The sequence below is a fragment of the Streptomyces sp. NPDC028991 genome (assembly GCF_055564775.1).
Window position 1 is genome coordinate 158,184 of sequence record NZ_JBVHVP010000002.1, and the last position, 22,185, is coordinate 180,368.

Genomic DNA, 22,185 nt, shown 5'->3' on the forward strand with positions numbered 1-22,185 from the left:
GGAAACCCGCCATGCCTCGACGCCGCACCACCAGCTCGTCAAGCTCGACGGGCTCGACGGGAAGTTCGCCGGCTCCGAGGAACCGGACGCCCCAACCGGTGCGGGTGCGGCGGCGGTCGTTCGGGGACTTCGTCAAGGCGTTCCTCGCCTTCGTCGTGCTGCTCGTGCTCGTCGCCGGGGTGCCCCTCGCGCTGGCCACCCAGATCGGCTGGCCCCTGCCGGACGGCATGCCCGGCCTCGACTGGCTGCAGCGTGAGATCACCGTCAGCACCTTCCTGCACATCCTGACCGTCGTCGTCTGGTTCGCGTGGGCGCAGTTCACCGCCTGCGTGCTCGTCGAGGTCAAGGCCGCGCTGTCCGGCGTCGGGGTGCCGGGGAGAGTGCCGGGGTCCGGGCCCAGCCAGCTGCTCGCCCGGCAGCTCGTCGCCGCCCTGCTGCTCGTCGGTGCGACCGCGGCGAGCCTCACGCCGGGGCTGTCGCAGCTCGGGCAGAGCCTGGAGGGGAACCAGCAGCCGTCCGTCGCCGCCGCCCAGCAGACGCCGGGGATCTTCGCCCAGCAGCAGGAGCAGGCCGCCAGTACCGCGAACGCCCTCGCCGAGCAGGCCGGGCAGGCCGGACAGGCCGCCGCCCGCGCCGACGGTGGCTCCGCCGCGCACGGCGACACGAAGTACTACCGGATCCAGCCGCCCGAGGGACGTCACCACGACTCCCTCTGGGAGATCGCCGACCGGCACCTCGGCGACGGACGCCGGTACAAGGAGATCTTCGAGCTCAACAAGGACCGCGTGCAGCCGGACGGGTCCAAGCTGTCCGAGGCGTCCCTGATCCGGCCGGGGTGGATCATGGAGATGCCCGGTGACGCCCGCGGCGGCGAGCTCGTCGAGATGCCCGACGAGGCGCCGAACGTTTCCGAACAGGTGCAGCAGCAAATTAGCGACTACGCGCAGACGGGTGATCACGCGCAGGGCAGTGGCGGTTCCGGGGCCCAGGGAGGCGGCGGGGACGCCCAGGTCTCCCTCCCCGAGCAGCGGCCCGCGCCCACCCCGGTGACGCCCGCGACCCCGGCCCCCGCACCCGACGCCGGGCGGGAGCACGCCACCCCCGCCGGACAGTCCGGGCACTCTTTCGGGCTCCCCGAGGCCCTCCTCGCCGCGCCCCTGCTCGCCGCCGGTCTCCTCGGCGCCCTCGGCCGCCGGCGCCGGCAGGCACTGTGGCAGTCGGCGCTGGGCAACGTCGGCGGGCGGCGCGGCATGGAGCCGCCCACGCCGACCGGTGCCGCCCAGGACGCGCAGGACGCGCTGCTCGTCGGCGCCGACCCCGAAGGCGTACGCCTGCTGGACCGGTCGCTGCGCGGACTGGCCGCCGCCCTCGCCGCCGAGTCGCGGCCGCTGCCCGTCGTGTACGCGGCCTGGATGAGCAGCAACGGCGACCTGCACCTCCAGCTCGCCCAGCCGGCCGGCAAGCCGCCGACGCCCTGGCAGCTCGGGCAGGACCAGACCTTCTGGATGCTGGCCCGCGCCGACGCCGAGGGGTACGAGGACGCCGACACGGCCGCGCCGTACCCGGGTCTCGTCAGCCTCGGCACCATGGACGACTCGCGGTTGCTGCTCAACCTGGAGGCCGTGCCCGGCCTCGTCTCGCTCAGCGGTACGGAGGCCGACCGGTCCGCCGTGTTCGCGTCGGTCGCCGCCGAACTGGCCACCAACGGCTGGTCGGACCGTATGACCATCACGCTCGTCGGGTTCGGGGACGACCTCACGCCCCTCGCGCCCAACCGGATCCGCCACCTCGACGGGTTCGAGGACCTCTTCGAGACCATGTCCGCCGAGACCCGACAGCGGCGCGGCGCCCTGGGTGCCGCAGGTCACGACTCCGTGCTCACCGGCCGTACCGGGCCCGCCCAGCACACGCGTTGGGCGCCGCACCTCGTCCTGCTCGCCGCCCAGCCGTCCGACGAGGACGCCCTGCGGCTCGCGGAACTCGCGGCCGACGCCAGTCGCCTCGGCATCGGCTACCTCGTCGGCACCGAGGGCACCGATCTGCCCGGCGCCGCCTGGGAGATGGAGATCACCGGAGAGGGGAAGCTGCTCGCGCCGCTCCTCGGGCTGGAGCTGGAGGCCCAGTTGCTTCCGGCCGCGCAGCAGCGGGCCGTCGTCGAACTGTTCACCGACGCCGACCCCGAACGCGGGCCCGGCGGACCGGCCAACACCCCGCCGTTCCTCGTCGACGTCAGCGAGCAGGGGCGGCCCGCGGTGTACGCCCGCCTCGTCGGGTCGTACGAGATCATCGGCCTGGACGCGCCCGACGGGGACCGCAGCGCCCAGTTGCACGAGGCTCTCGCCCTGCTCCTGCTGCACCGTGAGGGCGTCCACCCGCGTGTGCTGGCCTCGGCGCTGTGGCCGCGCGGCGTGACGGCGGACGTGCGCGACGCGCTCCTCGAGCGGCTGCGGGCCTGGCTGGGCACCGACCCCGACGGCAGCGCACGACTGCGCACGGACGCGGGCGGACGGCTCACCCTCGCCAAGTCCGTCGTTTCCGACCTGGACGTACTGCGCTCCCTCTACTACGAGGCCACGCAGGGGCGGGGCGTCGGCAGCCGCCAGGTGCGCGGCCGGCTGCTCACCGACGCGCTGGTGCTGGTGCGGGGGCCGCTGCTCGCCGACCGGCCCGAGGGCCGCTACCGCTGGCTCACCCACGAGATCATCGACGCCCAGCTTCCGCTGCTCGTCGCGGACACCGGCCTCGCGCTCTCCGAGTTCCACCTGGAGAAGAACCGGGCCGAGAAGGCCATCGAGGCGCTGAACGCGGCGCTGCGCACAGCCCCCGCTGACGAGCGCCTGTGGCACGAGCTGCTGCGCGCCACGCACGCCACCGACGACGCCGGCCGGCTCCACGCGCTCGCCGCCGATCTCATCGGCCGCAGCGGCGCGCGCGGTCTGCCGCCGCGCACCGAGGCGCTGCTCGACGAGCTGCTGCCGACCTGGCGCGACGGCGTCGCCGCCGCCGGGTGACCATCGATCTCCCGGTGAACACCGATCTCCTGATCGTCCTGGCCGCCGCGCTCTGGGGCGCGGCGGCCGGCGCGCTGCTGCCCCGCGCGGCCTACCGGTTCTCCGCCCCCTCGGGGGAGGCGTGGCGCGAACGGTGCCCGGACGGCGCGCATCCCGTCCGGGGCTGGCTCGGGCGGGCGCGGTGCGGGCAGTGCGAGGCCGGGGCGGCCTGCTACGGCCCCCGCACCGCCGTCCTCGCCACCGCCACCGCCCTCGTCTGCGCCGCCCTCGCCGCCGCCACCGGCACCCGCCCCGAGTTGGCGGTCTGGCTGCTGCTCGCCCCGGCCGGCGTGCTCCTCGCGGTCGTCGACCTCCGGGTACGGCGGCTGCCCGACCCCCTCACCCTGCCCCTCGCCGGCACCGCACTCGTCCTCCTCGGCCTCACCGCCCTCGTGCCCGAGCACGCCGGGGAGTGGACCACCGCCCTGCTGGGCGCGCTCGCCCTCGGCGCCGGTTACCTCGTGCTGTTCCTCATCAACCCGGCCGGCATGGGCTTCGGCGACGTGAAACTGGCCCTCACGGCCGGAGCCGTCCTCGGCTGGTACGGCTGGCCGACGCTGATGCTCGGCACCTTCGCCGGGTTCCTGCTCGGCGCGCTCTACGGCGGTGCCCTCGTCGTCGCCCGGCGGGCGGGCCGCAAGACGGCCATCCCGTTCGGGCCGTTCCTGATCGCGGGCGCCTTCCTCGGCGTCCTCGCGGGGGCCTACGCGGCCTGAGCACCGACCCGTAGAGGGCCTGGCGTAGGCTGGGCGGGTCCGTCCACAACCCTTACGAACTCTGCGAAAGGGACGCCGGTGACCGAGAAGGCCGACCTTCAGCCCATCCTCGACCGCGCCGCCGCCGGTGGTCGGATCACCCCCGAGGAGGCGCTCGTCCTCTACCGCGACGCCCCGCTGCACGCACTGGGCGCCGCCGCCGACGCCGTACGCAGGCGCAGGTACGCCGGTACCGAGCACATCGCCACGTACATCATCGAGCGCAACATCAACTACACGAACGTGTGCGTCACGGCGTGCAAATTCTGCGCCTTCTACGCCGCCCCCAAGGACACCGCCAAGGGCTGGACCCGCGACCTCGACGACATCCTGCGCCGCTGCGCGGAGACCGTCGAGCTGGGCGGCACGCAGATCATGTTCCAGGGCGGCCACCACCCGGACTACGGCGTCGAGTACTACGAGAAGCACTTCGCCGCCATCAAGAAGGAGTTCCCGCAGCTCGTCATCCACAGCCTGGGGGCGAGCGAGGTCGAGCACATGGCGCGGATCTCGAAGGTGTCGGTCGAGGAGGCGATCCAGCGCATCCACGCCGCCGGGCTCGACTCCTTCGCCGGTGCGGGCGCCGAGCTGCTGCCCGAGCGGCCGCGCAAGGCCATCGCGCCGCTGAAGGAGTCCGGCGAGCGCTGGCTGGAGATCATGGAGATCGCGCACCGGCTGGGTGTCGAGTCGACCTCCACCATGCTCATGGGCACCGGCGAGACCAACGCCGAGCGCATCGAGCACTTGCGCATGATCCGGGACGTGCAGGACCGCACCGGCGGCTTCCGCGCCTTCATCCCGTACACCTACCAGCCCGAGAACAACCACCTGAAGGGCCGCACGCAGGCCACGCTCTTCGAGTACCTGCGGATGATCGCCATCGCCCGGCTCTTCATGGACAACGTCGCCCACATCCAGGGCTCCTGGCTCACGACGGGCAAGGAGGTCGGCCAGCTCTCCCTGCACTACGGCGCCGACGACCTCGGCTCGATCATGCTGGAGGAGAACGTCGTGTCGTCGGCCGGTGCCAAGCACCGCTCCAACCGGCTGGAGATCATCGACCTGATCCGCAAGGCGGGACGCGTCCCGGCGCAGCGCGCCACGACGTACGAGCACCTCGTCGTGCACGACGACCCGGCGAACGACCCCGTCGACGAGCGCGTCGTGTCCCACATCTCGTCCACGGCCATCGAGGGCGGCACGGCCCATCCGGAACTGAAGCTGCTCGCCTCCAACTGAGGACCGTCGTTTCCGTGCTGACGATTCACGTCGCCCAGGCCTCGCCCGAGGCGGCCGTCCTGGTCGACGGCGCGCACGTCGCCGCCGTCGGCCCGTACGAAGAACTGGCCGCCGACCACCCTCGGGCGCGGGTGCGGCGGTGGCCCGGCATCCTGACGCCCGGGCTGCTCAACCCGTACGGCCCAGAACTGCTGGAACAGGCGTACCACCCCGATCCGCGCGAGGCGGGCCGGCTCGGCACCGAGCCGCTCTTCGGGGAGCGCGCACGGGTGCTGCTGCGCGCCGACGCGTCGGCGCCGGGCGCCAGCGCACGCCGCGGGGTGCAGCGGATGCTGGCGCACGGAACGGTCGCCGCCGCAGGTGAGCTGCGTGTCCGCGGCGCCTTGGACGCGGTGCGTCGGGCGGGGCTCGCCATGGCCGCGCGCCCGGCCACCCTGCCCGGCCCCCCGTCGTTCTCGCCGGTACCGCTCGTGCTGCTTCCGGCCCTCGGCGCCGGCAAACCCGCGCGGTTCGCGGTGTTCGACGTACCCGACCGGGCCGCACTCGTGCGCCATGGCGCGTCGACGTGCGTGGCCACTGTCGTGGGCGGCCGCCTGGTGTACCGGCGGGCGTAGGCGCGGGGGCTGTCTGGTGTACCGGCGGGCGTAGGCGCAGGGGGGCGCCTGGCGGACAGGCGCGCGTTGGCGCAGGGGGCCGCCCGGTGGACAGGCGCGCGTTGGCGGAGGGGGTCGCCTGCCACAATGGGACCGTGACCCGAGCCAGCCTGAACAAGCAGCCGCACGAAGTCGCCTCGATGTTCGACCACGTCGCGGAACGGTACGACCTGACGAACGCCGTGCTCTCGCTCGGCCAGGACCGGGCGTGGCGCAAGGAGGTCGCCAGAGCCGTCGACGCCCGTCCCGCGCAGAAGGTCCTCGACCTCGCGGCCGGCACCGCGACGTCCTCCCTGCCCTTCGCCCGCACCGGCGCCTACGTCGTCCCCTGCGACTTCTCCCTCGGCATGCTCCAGGTCGGCAAGGAGAGACACTCCTGGCTGCCGTTCACCGCGGGCGACGCGACCCGGCTGCCGTTCAAGGACGACACCTTCGACGCGGTCACCATCTCCTTCGGGCTGCGCAACGTCCAGGACACCGACGCCGCGCTGCGCGAGATGTACCGGGTGACGCGGCCCGGCGGCCGGGTCGTCATCTGCGAGTTCTCGCACCCCACCTGGACGCCCTTCCGGACCGTCTACACCGAGTACCTGATGCGCGCCCTGCCGCCGGTGGCCCGCGCGGTGTCGTCCAACCCCGACGCGTACGTCTACCTCGCCGAGTCCATCCGCGCCTGGCCCGACCAGCCGGCGCTCGCTCAGCGGCTGGGCAAGGCCGGCTGGTCCCGGGTGGCGTACCGGAACCTGACGGGTGGCGTGGTGGCGCTGCACCGGGGGTTCAAGGAGAGCTGAGAACCGCGCCGCGGGGCGGCTCGCCCGGCTCGGCCAGCTCCCGCCGGAGTCCGCCCCGGGGCGGACCCGGCACCCGCGGCTCCCGGATGCCCCTGCCGCCCTCGCCCTCCCCGAAGTCGAACCATACGTACACCCGCGACTCCCGCGACTCCCGCGGCACGTGCGCGCCGGGCTGCGGGTACTGGCGTACGATGTAGTCGACGACGGCGAGGTGGGGGCCGGGCCGGTCCGGCGCGTGCGGGGACAGACCCTGCGCCCGGGCCGCCTCCCGCGCGTCCACGGCCATCGGGCCGGCCAGGCGCGGTACGCGTACGTCGGATTTACCGGGTACCAGGCGCACGGACGTCACGGACGTCACCCCCCAGCGGTACCCGGCAGAGTAGCTCCGCGGGGCACCGCCGGGAAGCGCCAAGTGGCTTACTGTGACAGTCGCTTACTTACTGTCATGCCCGTGTGAGGGGCAGCCGGTACGTGTAAGGGGAAGCCGGTAGCAGTGCCCCTGCTGCTGCGAGGCCGGGGTCGTGAAGACCTCATCGAGCCGCATGCCCAGGCGCTCCGTCACCGCGATGGACCGGGTGTTGCGCGCGTCGACCATCGCGACCACCTCCGCCACACCGGCCGCCCGCACCCGCTCCAGGGTCTGCCGGGCCGCCGCCGTGACATACCCCTTGCCCCAGTGCGCCCGCCCGAGACGCCAGCCGATCTCGATGTCGCCCTTGGGACCCCAGTCCTGCGGCCACGGCTGGGCGCCGGTGAAGCCGACGACCCGGCCGTTCTCGTCCACCATGGTCCACAGGCAGAAGCCGTGCTCGGCGTCGTGCCGGCGCTGGCGGGCGGTGAGCTCCTCGTAGACGGACAGCTCCGCGGACCTCCCGCCGTGGAACTCCATGACGTCCGGGTCGTCGAAGATCCGATGCCAGGCGACGGCGTCCTCGTCGGTGGGGACGCGCAACCGTACAACGGGGAGAGCTCGGTTCACTGGGCAGCCCTTCAGCCGGGTGGTCGGTGACGCTGAATAGACTGCCCATGTCCAGTGCCCGTCGGCACGCAGATTTTCGAACCTGGGGAGATCCCGCCGTGACCGAGCCCCTCTCCGACCACACCGCCGATGTGATCGTCGTGGGCGCGGGGCCAGCCGGCTCCACGACCGCGTACCACCTGGCCAAGGCCGGGCTCGACGTCCTCCTGCTGGAGAAGACCGCGTTTCCCCGGGAGAAGGTCTGCGGTGACGGTCTGACCCCGCGCGCGGTCAAGCAGCTCGTCGCCATGGGCATCGACATCTCCGAGGAGGCCGGCTGGCTGCGCAACAAGGGCCTGCGCATCATCGGCGGTGGCTCCCGCCTCCAGCTGGACTGGCCGGATCTGGCCTCCTTCCCGGACTACGGACTCGTCCGCAAGCGCGACGACTTCGACGACCAGCTCGCCCGGCAGGCCCAGAAGGCCGGCGCGCGCCTGTACGAGCGCTGCAACGTCGGCGCCCCGGTCGTCGACGACCGCACCGGCCGCATCACCGGCGTGCACGCCAAGCTGGGTGAGGACAAGCGCGAGGTCACCTTCCACGCTCCGCTGGTCGTTGCCGCCGACGGCAACTCCACGCGGCTGTCCCTCGCGATGGGCCTGCACCGCCGCGAGGACCGTCCGATGGGCGTCGCGGTCCGCACGTACTTCACCTCGCCCCGCCACGACGACGACTACCTGGAGTCCTGGCTGGAGCTGTGGGACCGCCGCGGCGCCCAGGACCGCCTCCTGCCGGGCTACGGCTGGATCTTCGGCATGGGCGACGGCACCTCGAACGTCGGCCTGGGCGTGCTGAACACCTCCAATTCCTTCAAGGAGATCGACTGGCGCGAGATCCTCAAGGCCTGGTGCGCCTCCATGCCGGAGGACTGGGGCTACACCCCGGACAACATGACCGGCCCGATCCGCGGCGCCGCCCTGCCCATGGCCTTCAACCGCCAGCCCCACTACACCAAGGGCCTGCTGCTCGTCGGCGACGCCGGCGGCCTGGTGAACCCCTTCAACGGCGAGGGCATCGCCTACGCCATGGAGTCCGGCCAGATCGCCGCCGACGTCATCGTCCAGGCACACGCGCGGACCACCCCGGCCCAGCGCGAGACCGCCCTCCAGCGCTACCCGCGCGTCCTGAAGGACACCTACGGCGGCTACTACACGCTGGGCCGCGCCTTCGTGAAGCTCATCGGCAACCCGAAGGTCATGCAGATCGCGACCCAGCGCGGCCTCACCCATCCCATCCTGATGAAGTTCACCCTCAAGATGCTCGCCAACCTGACGGACCCGACGGGCGGCGACGCGATGGACCGCATCATCAACGGACTGAGTAAGGTCGCGCCGAAGGCCTGACGGGTCTGGTGCCTCCGGTCAGCCCCGGAACCCGGTGAGGCCGCCGGAGTCCCCCTCGAGGGCCCGGGCGTTGGCGGCCCGGCGCGCGAAGACCTCCTCGCGCCGGTCCGCCGACTGCCGCAGCGCCGCCTTGCGGTCGCGCGCGGAGAGCCGGTCCAGGTACACGTAACCGTTCACGTGGTCGGTCTCGTGGGCGAGGCAGCGCGCGAAGTATCCGGTGCCCTCGACGACGAGCGGCTCGCCGTCCTTGTCGAGGCCCCGTACGACGGCCCGGTCGGGGCGCGGTACGGCCATCGTGGCACCGGGCACCGACAGACACCCCTCGCCCTCGTCGAGCAGCCGCCGCGCCGCCGGATCCAGGGACTCCAGCACCGGATTGACGATGTGCCCGACATGTCGGACACCGTCGTCGTCCGGGCAGTCGTACACGAACAGCCGCAGACCGACGCCCACCTGATTCGCCGCCAGCCCGGCTCCCTCGGCGACGTACATCGTGCGGAACATGTCGTCGATGAGCGCGGCGAGGTCGGGCCCGAACTCGGTGACGTCCCGGCACGGCTTGTGCAGGACCTCTTCGCCGACCTCGGTGACACGCCGCACCGACCCGCGCCGGGCCTCGGGCGCGAGCGGAGGGTAGGCGGTGGCGGGCCGCCCCTGTACGAACACACTGGGCATGACGTTCTCCCCTTCGGGTCGTGGACGGGGCCGGTGGAGACCCGGCCCCGTCCACGAGCATGTCAGGAGCGCCCGCAGGGCCGCGGCCCCGAGAGGCTGCGGCCCTGCGTCAGTCGTATCCCGGGCTCCGCCGGAGCCCGTGCGTGTGTGCGCCCTAGAGCACGCGCACCGCGCCGCTCGGCGGGTCGTAGTCCAGCGACGCCTTGACGACACCGGTGGAGGAGTTCTGCGCGCCGACGAACATGCCGTCGCCGACGTAGACGCCCACGTGGTACGCGCTGCCCGCACCGCCCCAGTACAGGATGTCGCCCGGCTGGAGGTTGCTCAGCCCCACCTGGGTGCCGGCGGTGGACTGGGACTGGGAGACGCGCGGCAGGTCGACGCCGACCGACTTGAAGGCGGCCTGCACCAGGCCGGAGCAGTCCCAGGAGTTGGGGCCGGTGCCGCCGGAGACGTAGGCGTCGCCGACCTGGGACTGAACGAACGCGACGACCGCGGCGGCCGAACCGGTGGCCGTGGACGTGTTGCTGCTGACGCCGCTGTCCGAGCCGGTGGAGCTGTCGGAGGACCCGGTGTCCGCCGAGGCGCTCAGGGTGGCGCGCTCGGCACTGCGCGAGGCGCGCTCGGCGGCCGCCTTGCGCGCGGCCTCCTCGGCCTTCTTCTTCTCCGCCGCGGCCTTCTTCTTGGCCTCGGCGAGGTCCGCCTTGGCCTCCTTGGCGGCCTTGGCGGCGGCCGCGTCACGCTCGGCCTGCAGCTCGTAGCTCGCGGCCGCCTGCTGCGTGACGTTCGCGGACTGGGCGACCTGAGCGGACAGGTCGGCCGTCAGGGTGGGCAGTTCGAGGGTCTGCGTCACCGGTTCGGCGGCGTTGGCCGAACCCGACGCCCCGGCGACTGCCAGGGTGCTGAGGACGCCACCGGCAACTCCGGCCCGCATCGCGATGGTCGACGCGCTGCGGCGGGGTTTCCGGTGGCTGCGTATGTGAGCGGTGTGGGACATAGGGACAACCGGTATCAGGAGCTCCTCCATACCTTCAAGAAACGTGTGCTCCGCCACAGTTGTTCAATCGCGTCCCGAATCCCGGGCGTGTCGCTCCTTATTGACGCCCTAACGGACATTGCGGACGGCCCGTAACCCACCTGTGATCACGGGCTTTGATCGTTACGCCCGAATTGCCCCGCGCTTACCACTTGTTGGGACAGTTGGCCAAGCCCGGTTCTCAGGCGTCTCTCATGAATGTGGCGCAGGTCACGGAACGGTTACCCCGTCGGCCGCGTCCGTGGCGCGCGACCGGGCTTCCGGCGCTCGTGAACGCGTGCACGTGTCCACACCGCACCCCGACCCTCCCTCTGATGTGTGAACGCGTCCTCTATCAAGGGTTCGCGTCCAGCACCAATTTGCATGCAAGAGAACCATCTTGATATTGAGGCGCTCGCCGCACGCCTCCTCTGGCCAGCGGCGACGAGCGAAAATGTCACCTCTGGTGATCACCTGAACGCTTCTTGTGTGAAGATCACCGCTCATCCGACTTCATGATCGTTCGTCAGGTGGTGGAGATCACAAAGCTTGTGCAATACCCCGTGTCGCAGATCACAGAGCGGCAGGCATAAGATGCGAGGCAGTTGGGCTTGTGACCTGCTTCACATGTTCGCGATCTTCGCCGGGACGGGCGGAGCTCGTGGGGCTGTTGGGGCGGCTGTGAGTCCGATGCAACCGCCAGCAGTCAGTGCCGACTGAGAGGAGCGAGGAGCGGTGAACGCGTATGCGCCCATCCTCGTACTGGGAGCCCTCGGGGCAGGCTTTGCGATCTTCTCCGTGGTCATGGCCACGCTGATCGGTCCGAAGCGGTACAACCGGGCGAAGCTCGAGGCCTACGAGTGCGGCATCGAGCCGACCCCCACGCCGGCCGGCGGCGGGCGCTTCCCCATCAAGTACTACCTGACGGCGATGCTCTTCATCATCTTCGATATCGAGATCGTCTTCCTCTACCCCTGGGCCGTCACCTTCGACGCCCTGGGGATTTTCGGGCTCGTGGAGATGCTGCTCTTCGTGCTCACCGTCTTCGTCGCGTACGCGTACGTATGGCGGCGCGGCGGCCTGGAATGGGACTGAGGGGCCATTGACATGGGACTCGAAGAAAAACTGCCGAGCGGCTTCCTGCTGACCACCGTCGAGCAGGCCGCGGGCTGGGTGCGCAAGTCGTCCGTCTTCCCCGCCACGTTCGGCCTCGCCTGCTGTGCCATCGAGATGATGACCACCGGCGCCGGCCGCTACGACCTGGCGCGCTTCGGCATGGAGGTCTTCCGCGGCTCACCGCGGCAGGCGGACCTGATGATCGTCGCGGGCCGGGTCAGCCAGAAGATGGCGCCGGTGCTGCGGCAGGTCTACGACCAGATGCCGAACCCGAAATGGGTGATCTCCATGGGGGTCTGTGCCTCCTCGGGCGGCATGTTCAACAACTACGCGATCGTCCAGGGCGTCGACCACATCGTCCCGGTCGACATCTATCTCCCCGGCTGCCCGCCGCGGCCCGAGATGCTGCTGGACGCCATCCTCAAGCTCCACCAGAAGATCCAGAGCTCCAAGCTCGGGGTGAACGCCGAGGAGGCGGCCCGCGAGGCGGAGGAAGCGGCGCTCAAGGCCCTGCCCACGATCGAGATGAAGGGGCTGCTGCGGTGAGCGACGTGAACGACACGACAGGTGACGGGGTGAACCCCGAGAAGGACCTGTCCGCCGAGAACCTCCCCGGCCAGCGCGGTCAGGGCGGTGAGGAGATCCGCGTCCAGCGCGGAATGTTCGGCGCCAACAACGGCGGCGACACCTCCGGCTACGGCGGTCTGGTCCGCTCCGTCCGGCTCCCCGGGCCGGCGAGCAGGCCCTACGGCGGTTGGTTCGACGAGGTCGCCGACGAACTGGAGGGCGCGCTGGAGGAGCAGGGACTCCTGCCCGACAACGCCATCGAGAAGACGGTCGTCGACCGCGACGAGCTGACCTTCCACATCGAGCGCGAGCACCTGGTCCGGGTCGCCCGCACCCTGCGCGACGACCCCGCCCTGCGCTTCGAGCTCTGCACCGGCGTCAGCGGCGTCCACTACCCGCACGACAAGGGCCGCGAGCTGCACGCCGTGTACCACCTGCGCTCGATCACCCACAACCGGCTGATCCGCCTCGAGGTCAGCGCGCCCGACGGCGACCCGCACATCCCGTCGCTGGTCTCCGTCTATCCGACGAACGACTGGCACGAGCGCGAGACGTACGACTTCTTCGGCATCGTCTTCGACGGTCACCCGGCCCTGACCCGGATCATGATGCCGGACGACTGGCAGGGCTTCCCGCAGCGCAAGGACTACCCCCTCGGCGGTATCCCCGTCGAGTACAAGGGCGCCCAGATCCCGGCTCCGGACCAGCGGAGGTCGTACTCGTGAGCACACAGTCAGCGTCCGCGGCCTCGGCACGCGAGACCACCGAAGGCACCGTCTACACGGTCACCGGCGGCGACTGGGACGAAGTCGTCCAGTCCGCCGCCCGGGCCGACGACGAGCGCATCATCGTCAACATGGGCCCGCAGCACCCGTCCACGCACGGCGTGCTCCGCCTCATCCTGGAGATCGACGGCGAGACCGTCACCGAGGCCCGCTGCGGCATCGGCTACCTGCACACCGGCATCGAGAAGAACCTCGAGTACCGGACCTGGACGCAGGGCACCACCTTCGTGACGCGCATGGACTACCTGACGTCGTTCTTCAACGAGACGGCGTACTGCCTGGGCGTCGAGAAGCTCCTCGGTCTCGAGGACGAGATCCCCGACCGGGCCACGATCATCCGGGTCCTCCTGATGGAGCTGAACCGGCTCTCCTCCCACCTGGTGTGCATCGCCACCGGAGGCATGGAACTCGGCGCCACCACGATCATGATCTACGGCTTCCGTGATCGTGAACTGATTCTCGACATCTACGAGCTGATCACCGGCCTGCGGATGAACCACGCGTTCATCCGACCGGGCGGACTCGCCCAGGACCTGCCGCCCGGCGCCGTGGACCACATCCGCGAGTTCGTGAAGAAGATGAAGAAGAACCTCCCGGAGTACGACAAGCTCGCCACCGGGAACCCCATCTTCAAGGGCCGCATGCAGGACGTCGGGTACCTCGACCTGGCCGGCTGCATGGCCCTCGGCGCCACCGGCCCGGTCCTCAGGTCCACCGGCCTGCCGCACGACCTGCGCAAGACCCAGCCGTACTGCGGCTACGAGACGTACGACTTCGACGTCCCGACCGCCGACACCTGCGACTCCTACGGCCGCTTCCTGATCCGGCTGGAGGAGATGCGCCAGTCGCTCCGCATCGTCGAGCAGTGCCTGGACCGGCTTCAGCCCGGCCCGGTCATGGTCGCCGACAAGAAGATCGCGTGGCCCGCCCAGCTCGCCCTGGGACCGGACGGACTGGGCAACTCCCTCGACCACATCAAGAAGATCATGGGCACCTCCATGGAGGCCCTGATCCACCACTTCAAGCTGGTCACCGAGGGCTTCCGCGTGCCGCCGGGCCAGGCCTACGCGGCGGTGGAGTCGCCCAAGGGCGAGCTCGGCGTGCACGTCGTCTCCGACGGCGGCACCCGCCCCTTCCGGGTCCACTTCCGCGACCCGTCCTTCACCAATCTCCAGGCCATGGCGGCGATGTGCGAGGGCGGCCAGGTCGCCGACGTCATCGTCGCCGTGGCATCCCTCGACCCCGTGATGGGAGGCGTCGACCGGTGACCACCTCTTCTTCGGAGCGGGGCGTCAGCCTGGGCATGCCGGAACTGCCCGCGCCCGCCTACCCGGACGACGTCCGGGCCCGGCTGGAGACCGACGCGCGCGAGATCATCGCCCGCTACCCGGACTCCCGGTCCGCCCTCCTGCCGCTGCTGCACCTCGTGCAGTCGCAGGAGGGGCACGTCACCCGCACCGGCATGCGGTTCTGCGCGGACATGCTGGACCTGACCACGGCCGAGGTCACCGCGGTCGCCACCTTCTACACCATGTACCGGCGCGGGCCCGGCGGCGACTACCAGGTCGGCGTCTGCACCAACACGCTGTGCGCGGTCATGGGCGGCGACGCGATCTTCGAGTCCCTCCAGGAGCACCTGGGCGTCGGCAACGGCGAGACGACCGAGGACGGCAAGGTCACCCTGGAGCACATCGAGTGCAACGCGGCCTGCGACTTCGCACCGGTCGTGATGGTCAACTGGGAGTTCTTCGACGACCAGACCCCCGCGAGCGCCCGTCGCCTCGTCGACGACCTGCGCGCGGGGCGGCCGGTGACGCCCACGCGCGGTGCGCCGCTGTGCACCTTCAAGGAGACCGCCCGGATCCTGGCGGGCTTCCCCGACGAGCGGGACGGCGCCGTCGCGGCCGGCGGCAGCGCGGGTCCCGCCTCCCTGGCCGGCCTGAAGCTGGCCAAGGGCGAGGCGTCCGCCGCGCGCGTGGTGCACCCGCGGGACGGCGGACCGCACGACGCGCCGCAGGACCGGGCCGTGCACGACCCGTCTCCGACGGAACATCTCAGCTCGCACGACGCGCCGCAGGACACATCGGCATCCGATTCGGCCCACCCGGCGGGCCCTGTCGCCGAGGAGGGGGAGTGATGACCGTGGCAGCCGAGATCAAGGGCACCAGCCCGGAGAAGCTGCTCGCACCCGTGCTGTCGGCCTTCTGGGACGAGGACGAGTCCTGGACTCTCGACGTCTACCGGAGGCACGAGGGGTACGAGGGGCTCCGCAAGGCGCTGGCGATGGCGCCGGACGACCTGATCGCGTACGTCAAGGAGTCCGGTCTGCGCGGACGCGGCGGCGCGGGGTTCCCGACGGGGATGAAGTGGCAGTTCATTCCCCAGGGGGATGGCAAGCCTCACTATCTGGTTGTCAACGCCGACGAGTCGGAGCCGGGAACCTGCAAGGACATCCCGCTCCTCTTCGCGAACCCACATAGCCTCATCGAGGGCATCGTCATCGCGTGTTACGCCATCAGGTCTTCGCATGCCTTCATCTACCTGCGTGGTGAAGTCGTCCCAGTGCTGCGGCGGTTGCACGAGGCCGTGCGCGAGGCCTACGCGGCCGGCTTCCTCGGCGAGAACATCCTGGGCAGCGGGCTCGACCTGGAACTCACCGTGCACGCGGGCGCGGGCGCGTACATCTGCGGTGAGGAGACCGCACTGCTCGACTCGCTCGAAGGCCGCCGGGGTCAACCGCGGCTCCGTCCCCCCTTCCCTGCCGTCGCGGGCCTCTACGCGTGCCCGACTGTGGTGAATAACGTCGAGTCGATCGCATCGGTTCCCGCGATCCTGAACAAGGGCAAGGACTGGTTCAGGTCGATGGGCAGTGAGAAGTCCCCGGGCTTCACGCTCTACTCGCTCAGCGGCCACGTCGCGGGCCCCGGCCAGTACGAGGCACCGCTCGGCATCACGCTGCGCCAGCTCCTCGACATGAGCGGCGGCATGCGCCCCGGCCACCGGCTGAAGTTCTGGACCCCGGGCGGCTCCTCGACGCCGATGTTCACCGACGAGCACCTCGACGTCCCTCTCGACTACGAAGGAGTGGGCGCCGCGGGTTCCATGCTCGGCACCAAGGCACTCCAGTGCTTCGACGAGACGACCTGCGTCGTGCGGGCCGTCACCCGCTGGACCGAGTTCTACGCCCACGAGTCCTGCGGCAAGTGCACACCGTGCCGGGAAGGCACGTACTGGCTCGTCCAGTTGCTGCGGGACATCGAGGCCGGCAAGGGCTCGATGAGCGATCTCGACAAGTTGAACGACATCGCCGACAACATCAACGGCAAGTCCTTCTGTGCCCTCGGCGACGGTGCCGCCTCGCCGATCTTCTCCTCGCTCAAGTACTTCCGCGAGGAGTACGAGCAGCACATCACGGGCCGCGGCTGCCCCTTCGACCCGGCCAAGTCGACGGCCTGGGCCGACCGCACGGAGGTGAACGCATGACCGTACAGCAGTCTGTGAGCGGCTCCGCCGCGGGCCAACGCCCCTCGGGAGGGGGAGAGGCGGCGGTCCCGCCGGAGGACCTCGTCTCGCTGACGATCGACGGCGCCGAGATCAGCGTGCCCAAGGGCACCCTGGTCATCCGGGCCGCCGAACAGCTCGGCATCGAGATCCCCCGGTTCTGCGACCACCCCCTCCTCGACCCGGCCGGCGCCTGCCGCCAGTGCATCGTCGAGGTCGAGGGCCAGCGCAAGCCCATGGCCTCCTGCACCATCACCTGCACCGACGGGATGGTGGTGAAGACCCACCTGACCTCGCCCGTCGCCGAGAAGGCCCAGCACGGTGTGATGGAGCTGCTGCTCATCAATCACCCGCTGGACTGCCCGGTCTGCGACAAGGGCGGCGAGTGCCCGCTGCAGAACCAGGCCATGTCGCACGGCCAGTCCGACTCCCGCTTCGAGGGCAAGAAGCGGACCTACGAGAAGCCCGTGCCGATCTCCACACAGGTGCTGCTCGACCGCGAGCGGTGCGTGCTGTGCGCCCGCTGCACCCGGTTCTCCAACCAGGTCGCGGGCGACCCGATGATCGAGCTGATCGAGCGGGGCGCACTCCAGCAGGTCGGCACCGGCGAGGGCGACCCCTTCGAGTCGTACTTCTCCGGCAACACCATCCAGATCTGCCCGGTCGGCGCGCTCACCTCGGCGGCGTACCGGTTCCGCTCCCGCCCCTTCGACCTGATCTCCTCGCCGTCCGTGTGCGAGCACTGCGCCGGCGGCTGCGCGACCCGCACCGACCACCGGCGCGGCAAGGTCATGCGCCGCCTCGCGGCCGAGGACCCCGAGGTCAACGAGGAGTGGATCTGCGACAAGGGGCGCTTCGCCTTCCGGTACGCGCAGCAGCGGGACCGGCTGACGACGCCCCTGGTGCGCAACGCCGAGGGCGACCTGGAGCCCGCCTCCTGGCCGGAGGCCCTGCAGATCGCCGCTCAGGGGCTGCTCGCCTCGCGGGGCCGGACCGGCGTGCTGACCGGCGGCCGGCTCACCGTCGAGGACGCCTACGCGTACAGCAAGTTCGCGCGCGTGGCGCTCGACACCAACGACATCGACTTCCGCGCGCGCGTGCACAGCTCCGAGGAGGCCGACTTCCTGGCCTCCCGGATCGCCGGACGCGGCCGTGACCTCGACGGCACGGGAGTCACGTACACCACGCTGGAGAAGGCCCCCGCCGTCCTGCTGGTCGGGTTCGAGGCCGAGGAGGAGGCGCCCGGCGTCTTCCTGCGGCTGCGCAAGGCCTGGCGCAAGCACGGGCAGAAGGTCTACGCCCTGGCCACGCACGCCACGCGGGGCCTGGAGAAGGCCGGCGGCACGCTGCTGCCGGCCGCCCCCGGTACCGAGACCGAGTGGCTGGACGCGCTCGCGAGCGGTGTCGGCCTGGAGGACGGTGGCGCCCGCGCCGCCGAGGCACTACGCACCGAGGGCGCCGTGATCGTCGTCGGCGAGCGGCTGGCGTCCGTGGCCGGCGGGCTCACCTCCGCCGCGCGGACCGCCGCCGCGACCGGCGCCCGGCTGGTGTGGATCCCGCGCCGGGCCGGGGAGCGCGGCGCGATCGAGGCGGGTGCGCTGCCGTCGCTGCTCCCGGGCGGGCGCCCGGCGACCGACCCGCGCGCGCGTGAGGAGGTGGCCGCGGTCTGGGGCCTGTCCGACCTTCCGCACCGCTACGGCCGCGACACCGGCGAGATCGTCGAGGCCGCGGCCCGGGGCGAGCTCCAGGCACTGCTGGTGGCGGGCGTCGAGGTCGCCGACCTGCCCGATCCGGCACGCGCGCGTGCGGCACTCGCCGAGGCCGGTTTCGTGGTGTCGCTGGAGCTGCGGACCAGCGAGGTCACCGAACTCGCCGACGTCGTCCTGCCCGTCGCCGCGGTCGCCGAGAAGGCCGGGACCTTCCTGAACTGGGAGGGCCGGGTGCGCTTCTTCGAGGCCGCGCTCAAACCGGACCAGATGACCCGCCGTCTGGCGCCCGCCGACGCCCGCGTGCTCCAGATGCTGGCCGACGCGATGGACGTACACCTGGGCCTGCCGGATCTGCGCACCACACGCGCGGAGATCGACCGGCTCGGCGCCTGGGACGGGCCGCGGGCCGGCGAACCGCTGGGGACCGCGAGCGCGCTGCCGCGGCCGGCCGCCGGAGAGGCCGTACTGGCCGGGCACCGGCTGCTGCTCGACCAGGGCGTCCTCCAGCAGGGAGACGAGGCGCTCGCCGGTACGCGGCACGCCGCGCAGGCGCGCGTGTCGGCCGCCACGGCCGCCGAGGCCGGCGTCGAGGACGGCGGCCTCCTGGCCGTCGCCGGTCCCGCGGGGAGCGTCGAACTCCCCTTGCGGATCACCGAGATGCCCGACCGGGTCGTGTGGCTGCCGTTGAACTCGGTCGGCACCGGTGTCGCCTCCGACGCCGGAGTGCTGCCCGGGACCCTTGTCCGCATCGGTCCGGCGACGCCGGCAGGCGTAGCCCCCAAGGAGGTGGAGGCATGAGCCCGTACCTCGCCGCTGAAGACCTCTCGATGTTCGGCACCGACCCGTGGTGGCTGGTCGTCGTCAAGGCGGTCTTCTGCTTCGCCTTCCTGATGGTGACCGTGCTGTTCTCCATCGTGTGGGAGCGCAAGGTCGTCGCCTGGATGCAGTTGCGTGTCGGCCCGAACCGGCACGGCCCCTGGGGCATGCTCCAGTCGCTCGCCGACGGCATCAAGCTGATGCTCAAGGAAGACGTCATCGTCAAGCGCGCCGACAAGGTGGTGTACGTCCTCGCGCCGATCGTCGCGGCCATCCCGGCCTTCATGGCGATCGCGGTGATTCCCTTCGGGCCGGCCGGCAACGAGATCTCGATCTTCGGTCAGCGCACCGCCATGCAGCTCACCGACCTGCCGATCGCGCTGCTGTACATCCTCGCGGTCGCCTCGATCGGCATCTACGGCATGGTGCTGGCGGGCTGGAGCTCCGGCTCGACCTATCCGCTGCTCGGCGGGCTGCGGTCCTGCGCGCAGATGATCTCCTACGAGATCGCGATGGGTGCCGCGTTCGCCTCGGTGTTCCTCTACTCGGGATCGATGTCGACCTCGGCGATCGTCGAGCAGCAGAACGACCGCTGGTACATCGTGCTGCTGCCGGTCTCGTTCATCCTCTACATCGTCACCATGGTCGGCGAGACCAACCGAGCCCCCTTCGACATGCCGGAGTCCGAGGGCGACCTGGTGGGCGGCTTCAACACCGAGTACTCGTCGATCAAGTTCGCGATGTTCATGCTCGCCGAGTACGTGAACATGGTGACGGTCTCGGCGGTCGCCATCACCCTGTTCCTCGGCGGCTGGCGGGCCCCGTGGCCGGTCAGCACCTTCTGGGAGGGCGCCAACCACGGCTGGTGGCCGCTGCTCTGGTTCGTGCTCAAGGTCCAGTTGCTCTTGTTCTTCTTCATCTGGCTGCGCGGCACGCTCCCGCGGGTCCGCTACGACCAGTTGATGAAACTCGGCTGGAAGGTCCTCATCCCGGTCTCCCTGGTCTGGCTGATGCTGGTCGCGACCGTGCGGGCGCTCAGGAACGAGAACTACGACTTCGCCGACATCGCGCTCTACATCGGCGGCGGTGTCCTGGTCCTGCTGCTGTTGTCCTTCGTCGTGGACATGTACCGCGACAAGGGCAAGCAGGCGGCGGCCCCGGTCGAGGAGCCGGCCGCCTTCGACCCGATGGCCGGGGGCTTCCCGGTACCGCCGATGCCCGGGCAGGAGCTGCCACCGGTGCCGCGACGCCGTCCGCGCCGGGAGCGGGAGCTGATTGTCAGTGGTGGGCCCGATACTCAGAGTGACGAATCTGTGGGCGGATCTACGGATGGAAAGGAGGCGTCCGATGGCTGAGGAACCCAAGGAGACCGACCCCGGTTTCCAGAACCCTGTGGCCGGCTTCGGCGTGACCTTCAAGGCCATGTTCAAGAAGCGGCTGACCGAGCAGTACCCGGAGCAGCAGAAGACCACCGCTCCGCGCTTCCACGGACGGCACCAGCTCAACCGCCATCCGGACGGCCTGGAGAAATGCGTCGGCTGCGAGCTGTGCGCCTGGGCGTGTCCCGCCGACGCCATCTACGTGGAGGGCGCGGACAACACGGACGAGGAGCGCTACTCGCCGGGCGAGCGGTACGGCCGCGTCTACCAGATCAACTACGCCCGCTGCATCCTGTGCGGCCTGTGCATCGAGGCGTGCCCCACACGCGCGCTGACGATGACCAACGATTTCGAGCTCGCCGACTCCAGCCGTGCCAACCTCATCTTCACCAAGGAGCAGCTGCTCGCCGGCCTCGAGGAGGGCATGGTCGACTCGCCCCACGCCATCTACCCGGGGACGGACGAGCAGGACTACTACCGGGGCCTGGTCACCGAGGCCGCGCCCGGGACGGTCCAGCAGGTCGCCCACTCCGAGGGGGAGGTCGTCCAGGAGGCCGACTCGACCTTCGGCGGGACCGAACCGGCGTCGGAGGAGGTGATCCGCCGATGACCGAGCAGCTCGCCGCCGCAGCGACTCTCTCCGCCGGCACCTCCACCGGAGAGGCCGTCCAGTTCTGGATCCTCGGCACGGTCGCGGTGATCGGCGCCCTGTGCACCGTCTTCATGAGGAAGGCCGTGCACAGCGCGCTCTGCCTCGCCGGAACCATGATCATCTTGGCGGTGTTCTACCTCGCCAACGGTGCCTACTTCCTCGGCGTCGTGCAGATCGTCGTCTACACCGGCGCGATCATGATGCTGTTCCTGTTCGTGGTGATGCTCGTCGGCGTCACCGCGGCGGATTCCCTGAAGGAGACCATCAAGGGACAGCGCTGGCTGGCCCTGCTCTCCGGGCTCGGCTTCGGCATCCTGCTGATCGCCGGCATCGGCAACGCGTCCGTCACGGAGTTCAGCGGCCTCGCCCAGGCGAACGCGAACGGCAACGTGGAGGGCCTCGCGTCCCTCATCTTCACCAAGTACGTCTTCGCCTTCGAGATCACCGGCGCCCTGCTCATCACGGCAGCCGTCGGCGCCATGGTGCTCACCCACCGCGAGCGCACCGAACGGGCGGCGACCCAGCGCGAACTGGCCGAGCGGCGCGTCCGCGAGGGCAAGCAGCTGCCGCCGCTCCCGGCCCCCGGCGTGTACGCCCGGCACAACGCGGTCGACATCGCGGGCCTGCTGCCCGACGGCACCCCGTCCGAGCTCACCGTCAACAAGACGCTGCGCGAGCGGGGCCAGATCCGCGACGTGTCGATGGAGGCGCTGGGCGACCTGAAGGCGCTGGAGCAGCGGGCCGAGGAGCGTCTCGAGCGCAAGGCGGTCGAGCCGGGCAACTCCAAGCCGTCCGAGGAGGCGTCGAAGTGAGCCCCGTCAACTACCTGTACCTCGCGGCCCTGTTGTTCACGATCGGCGCCACCGGCGTGCTGATCAGGCGCAACGCGATCGTGGTCTTCATGTGCGTCGAGCTGATGCTCAACGCCTGCAACCTCGCGTTCGTCGCCTTCTCCCGCATGCACGGCAACCTCGACGGCCAGATCATCGCCTTCTTCACGATGGTCGTCGCCGCCGCGGAGGTCGTGGTCGGGCTCGCGATCATCGTGTCCCTGTTCCGTTCCCGCCACTCGGCCTCGGTCGACGACGCCAGCCTGATGAAGCTGTGAGGGGTCGCTAGAA

The 22,185-nt window shown here is 70.8% G+C and carries 21 protein-coding genes; 17 read left to right on the top strand and 4 right to left on the bottom strand.

Going from position 1 to position 22,185, the window contains the following annotated elements:
• Positions 1 to 11: 11 nt before the first annotated feature.
• From ACZ4V1_RS04820 to ACZ4V1_RS04840, 5 genes are all read left to right on the top strand, one after another.
• The gene (locus ACZ4V1_RS04820) at positions 12 to 3,011 is read left to right on the top strand and encodes a BTAD domain-containing putative transcriptional regulator (RefSeq protein ID WP_468329400.1); all 3,000 of its coding nucleotides are present in this window, start codon (positions 12 to 14) and stop codon (positions 3,009 to 3,011) included.
• 14 nt (positions 3,012 to 3,025) lie between these two features.
• Positions 3,026 to 3,766, top strand: coding sequence for a prepilin peptidase (locus tag ACZ4V1_RS04825; protein WP_468329403.1), 741 nt, complete (start codon positions 3,026 to 3,028; stop codon positions 3,764 to 3,766).
• Between the two features lie 78 nt (positions 3,767 to 3,844).
• Positions 3,845 to 5,044 carry a cyclic dehypoxanthinyl futalosine synthase gene (gene mqnC, locus ACZ4V1_RS04830; protein WP_468329406.1) on the top strand — a complete coding sequence of 400 codons (1,200 nt, stop codon included), beginning with the start codon at positions 3,845 to 3,847 and terminating at the stop codon, positions 5,042 to 5,044.
• A 14-nt stretch (positions 5,045 to 5,058) separates the two neighbouring features.
• Positions 5,059 to 5,658: an imidazolonepropionase-like domain-containing protein gene (locus ACZ4V1_RS04835; RefSeq protein ID WP_468329409.1), complete on the top strand. Its 600-nt coding sequence runs from the start codon at positions 5,059 to 5,061 to the stop codon at positions 5,656 to 5,658.
• A 134-nt stretch (positions 5,659 to 5,792) separates the two neighbouring features.
• Positions 5,793 to 6,488: a demethylmenaquinone methyltransferase gene (locus tag ACZ4V1_RS04840; protein WP_468329412.1), complete on the top strand. Its 696-nt coding sequence runs from the start codon at positions 5,793 to 5,795 to the stop codon at positions 6,486 to 6,488.
• Here ACZ4V1_RS04840 and ACZ4V1_RS04845 read toward each other — a convergent pair.
• Positions 6,475 to 6,828, bottom strand: a complete 354-nt coding sequence (locus ACZ4V1_RS04845) for a PASTA domain-containing protein (protein WP_468330896.1) — start codon at positions 6,826 to 6,828, stop codon at positions 6,475 to 6,477. The genes ACZ4V1_RS04840 and ACZ4V1_RS04845 overlap by 14 nt on opposite strands.
• A 93-nt stretch (positions 6,829 to 6,921) precedes the next feature.
• Positions 6,922 to 7,467, bottom strand: a complete 546-nt coding sequence (locus tag ACZ4V1_RS04850) for a GNAT family N-acetyltransferase (protein ID WP_468329415.1) — start codon at positions 7,465 to 7,467, stop codon at positions 6,922 to 6,924.
• A gap of 47 nt (positions 7,468 to 7,514) precedes the next feature.
• On the opposite strand from ACZ4V1_RS04850, the gene ACZ4V1_RS04855 reads away from it, so the two are divergent.
• On the top strand, positions 7,515 to 8,849 hold the full coding sequence (locus ACZ4V1_RS04855) for a geranylgeranyl reductase family protein (protein WP_468329418.1): 1,335 nt from the start codon (positions 7,515 to 7,517) through the stop codon (positions 8,847 to 8,849).
• 18 nt (positions 8,850 to 8,867) lie between these two features.
• Here ACZ4V1_RS04855 and def read toward each other — a convergent pair whose 3' ends face one another.
• A complete protein-coding gene (def, locus tag ACZ4V1_RS04860; protein ID WP_468329421.1) occupies positions 8,868 to 9,524 on the bottom strand; it encodes a peptide deformylase in 657 nt (218 codons plus the stop codon).
• Positions 9,525 to 9,678: 154 nt separating this feature from the next.
• Positions 9,679 to 10,521 (bottom strand): C40 family peptidase, encoded by an 843-nt coding sequence (locus ACZ4V1_RS04865; RefSeq protein ID WP_468329424.1) that lies wholly within the window; start codon positions 10,519 to 10,521, stop codon positions 9,679 to 9,681.
• 753 nt (positions 10,522 to 11,274) lie between these two features.
• Between ACZ4V1_RS04865 and ACZ4V1_RS04870 the strand changes: the two genes are divergently transcribed.
• From ACZ4V1_RS04870 to nuoK, 11 genes are read left to right on the top strand one after another with little or no spacing between them, the layout of a single operon-like run.
• Positions 11,275 to 11,634, top strand: coding sequence for an NADH-quinone oxidoreductase subunit A (locus ACZ4V1_RS04870; RefSeq protein WP_003974383.1), 360 nt, complete (start codon positions 11,275 to 11,277; stop codon positions 11,632 to 11,634).
• A 12-nt stretch (positions 11,635 to 11,646) separates the two neighbouring features.
• Positions 11,647 to 12,201 (top strand): NuoB/complex I 20 kDa subunit family protein, encoded by a 555-nt coding sequence (locus tag ACZ4V1_RS04875; protein ID WP_031141109.1) that lies wholly within the window; start codon positions 11,647 to 11,649, stop codon positions 12,199 to 12,201.
• On the top strand, positions 12,198 to 12,947 hold the full coding sequence (locus ACZ4V1_RS04880; RefSeq protein ID WP_468329428.1) for an NADH-quinone oxidoreductase subunit C: 750 nt from the start codon (positions 12,198 to 12,200) through the stop codon (positions 12,945 to 12,947). Before ACZ4V1_RS04875 ends, ACZ4V1_RS04880 begins: the two co-directional genes overlap by 4 nt.
• Positions 12,944 to 14,275: an NADH-quinone oxidoreductase subunit D gene (locus ACZ4V1_RS04885; RefSeq protein WP_468329431.1), complete on the top strand. Its 1,332-nt coding sequence runs from the start codon at positions 12,944 to 12,946 to the stop codon at positions 14,273 to 14,275. The genes ACZ4V1_RS04880 and ACZ4V1_RS04885 overlap by 4 nt, the downstream gene beginning before the upstream one ends.
• Positions 14,272 to 15,144 (top strand): NADH-quinone oxidoreductase subunit NuoE, encoded by an 873-nt coding sequence (gene nuoE / locus ACZ4V1_RS04890; protein WP_468329434.1) that lies wholly within the window; start codon positions 14,272 to 14,274, stop codon positions 15,142 to 15,144. The genes ACZ4V1_RS04885 and nuoE overlap by 4 nt, the downstream gene beginning before the upstream one ends.
• On the top strand, positions 15,141 to 16,490 hold the full coding sequence (gene nuoF, locus ACZ4V1_RS04895; RefSeq protein WP_468329437.1) for an NADH-quinone oxidoreductase subunit NuoF: 1,350 nt from the start codon (positions 15,141 to 15,143) through the stop codon (positions 16,488 to 16,490). Before nuoE ends, nuoF begins: the two co-directional genes overlap by 4 nt.
• Entirely contained in the window at positions 16,487 to 19,015 is a 2,529-nt protein-coding gene (locus ACZ4V1_RS04900; RefSeq protein WP_468329440.1) for an NADH-quinone oxidoreductase subunit G, read from the top strand. Before nuoF ends, ACZ4V1_RS04900 begins: the two co-directional genes overlap by 4 nt.
• The gene (gene nuoH, locus ACZ4V1_RS04905) at positions 19,012 to 20,388 is read left to right on the top strand and encodes an NADH-quinone oxidoreductase subunit NuoH (protein ID WP_468329443.1); all 1,377 of its coding nucleotides are present in this window, start codon (positions 19,012 to 19,014) and stop codon (positions 20,386 to 20,388) included. The genes ACZ4V1_RS04900 and nuoH overlap by 4 nt, the downstream gene beginning before the upstream one ends.
• Positions 20,381 to 21,022: an NADH-quinone oxidoreductase subunit NuoI gene (nuoI, locus tag ACZ4V1_RS04910; RefSeq protein WP_468329446.1), complete on the top strand. Its 642-nt coding sequence runs from the start codon at positions 20,381 to 20,383 to the stop codon at positions 21,020 to 21,022. Before nuoH ends, nuoI begins: the two co-directional genes overlap by 8 nt.
• Positions 21,019 to 21,876: an NADH-quinone oxidoreductase subunit J gene (locus tag ACZ4V1_RS04915; protein WP_468329449.1), complete on the top strand. Its 858-nt coding sequence runs from the start codon at positions 21,019 to 21,021 to the stop codon at positions 21,874 to 21,876. The genes nuoI and ACZ4V1_RS04915 overlap by 4 nt, the downstream gene beginning before the upstream one ends.
• A complete protein-coding gene (nuoK, locus tag ACZ4V1_RS04920) occupies positions 21,873 to 22,172 on the top strand; it encodes an NADH-quinone oxidoreductase subunit NuoK (protein WP_029381056.1) in 300 nt (99 codons plus the stop codon). Before ACZ4V1_RS04915 ends, nuoK begins: the two co-directional genes overlap by 4 nt.
• The last annotated feature ends 13 nt before the right edge of the window (positions 22,173 to 22,185 follow it).

Coding starts and splice junctions, on each gene's coding strand:
- ACZ4V1_RS04820 (WP_468329400.1), top strand. CDS start 12: ATGCCTCGACGCCGCACCACCAGCTCGTCAAGCTCGACGGGCTCGACG.
- ACZ4V1_RS04855 (WP_468329418.1), top strand. CDS start 7,515: ATGTCCAGTGCCCGTCGGCACGCAGATTTTCGAACCTGGGGAGATCCC.
- def (WP_468329421.1), bottom strand. CDS start 9,524: ATGCCCAGTGTGTTCGTACAGGGGCGGCCCGCCACCGCCTACCCTCCG.
- ACZ4V1_RS04865 (WP_468329424.1), bottom strand. CDS start 10,521: ATGTCCCACACCGCTCACATACGCAGCCACCGGAAACCCCGCCGCAGC.
- ACZ4V1_RS04875 (WP_031141109.1), top strand. CDS start 11,647: ATGGGACTCGAAGAAAAACTGCCGAGCGGCTTCCTGCTGACCACCGTC.
- ACZ4V1_RS04900 (WP_468329440.1), top strand. CDS start 16,487: ATGACCGTACAGCAGTCTGTGAGCGGCTCCGCCGCGGGCCAACGCCCC.
- nuoH (WP_468329443.1), top strand. CDS start 19,012: ATGAGCCCGTACCTCGCCGCTGAAGACCTCTCGATGTTCGGCACCGAC.
- nuoI (WP_468329446.1), top strand. CDS start 20,381: ATGGCTGAGGAACCCAAGGAGACCGACCCCGGTTTCCAGAACCCTGTG.
- ACZ4V1_RS04915 (WP_468329449.1), top strand. CDS start 21,019: ATGACCGAGCAGCTCGCCGCCGCAGCGACTCTCTCCGCCGGCACCTCC.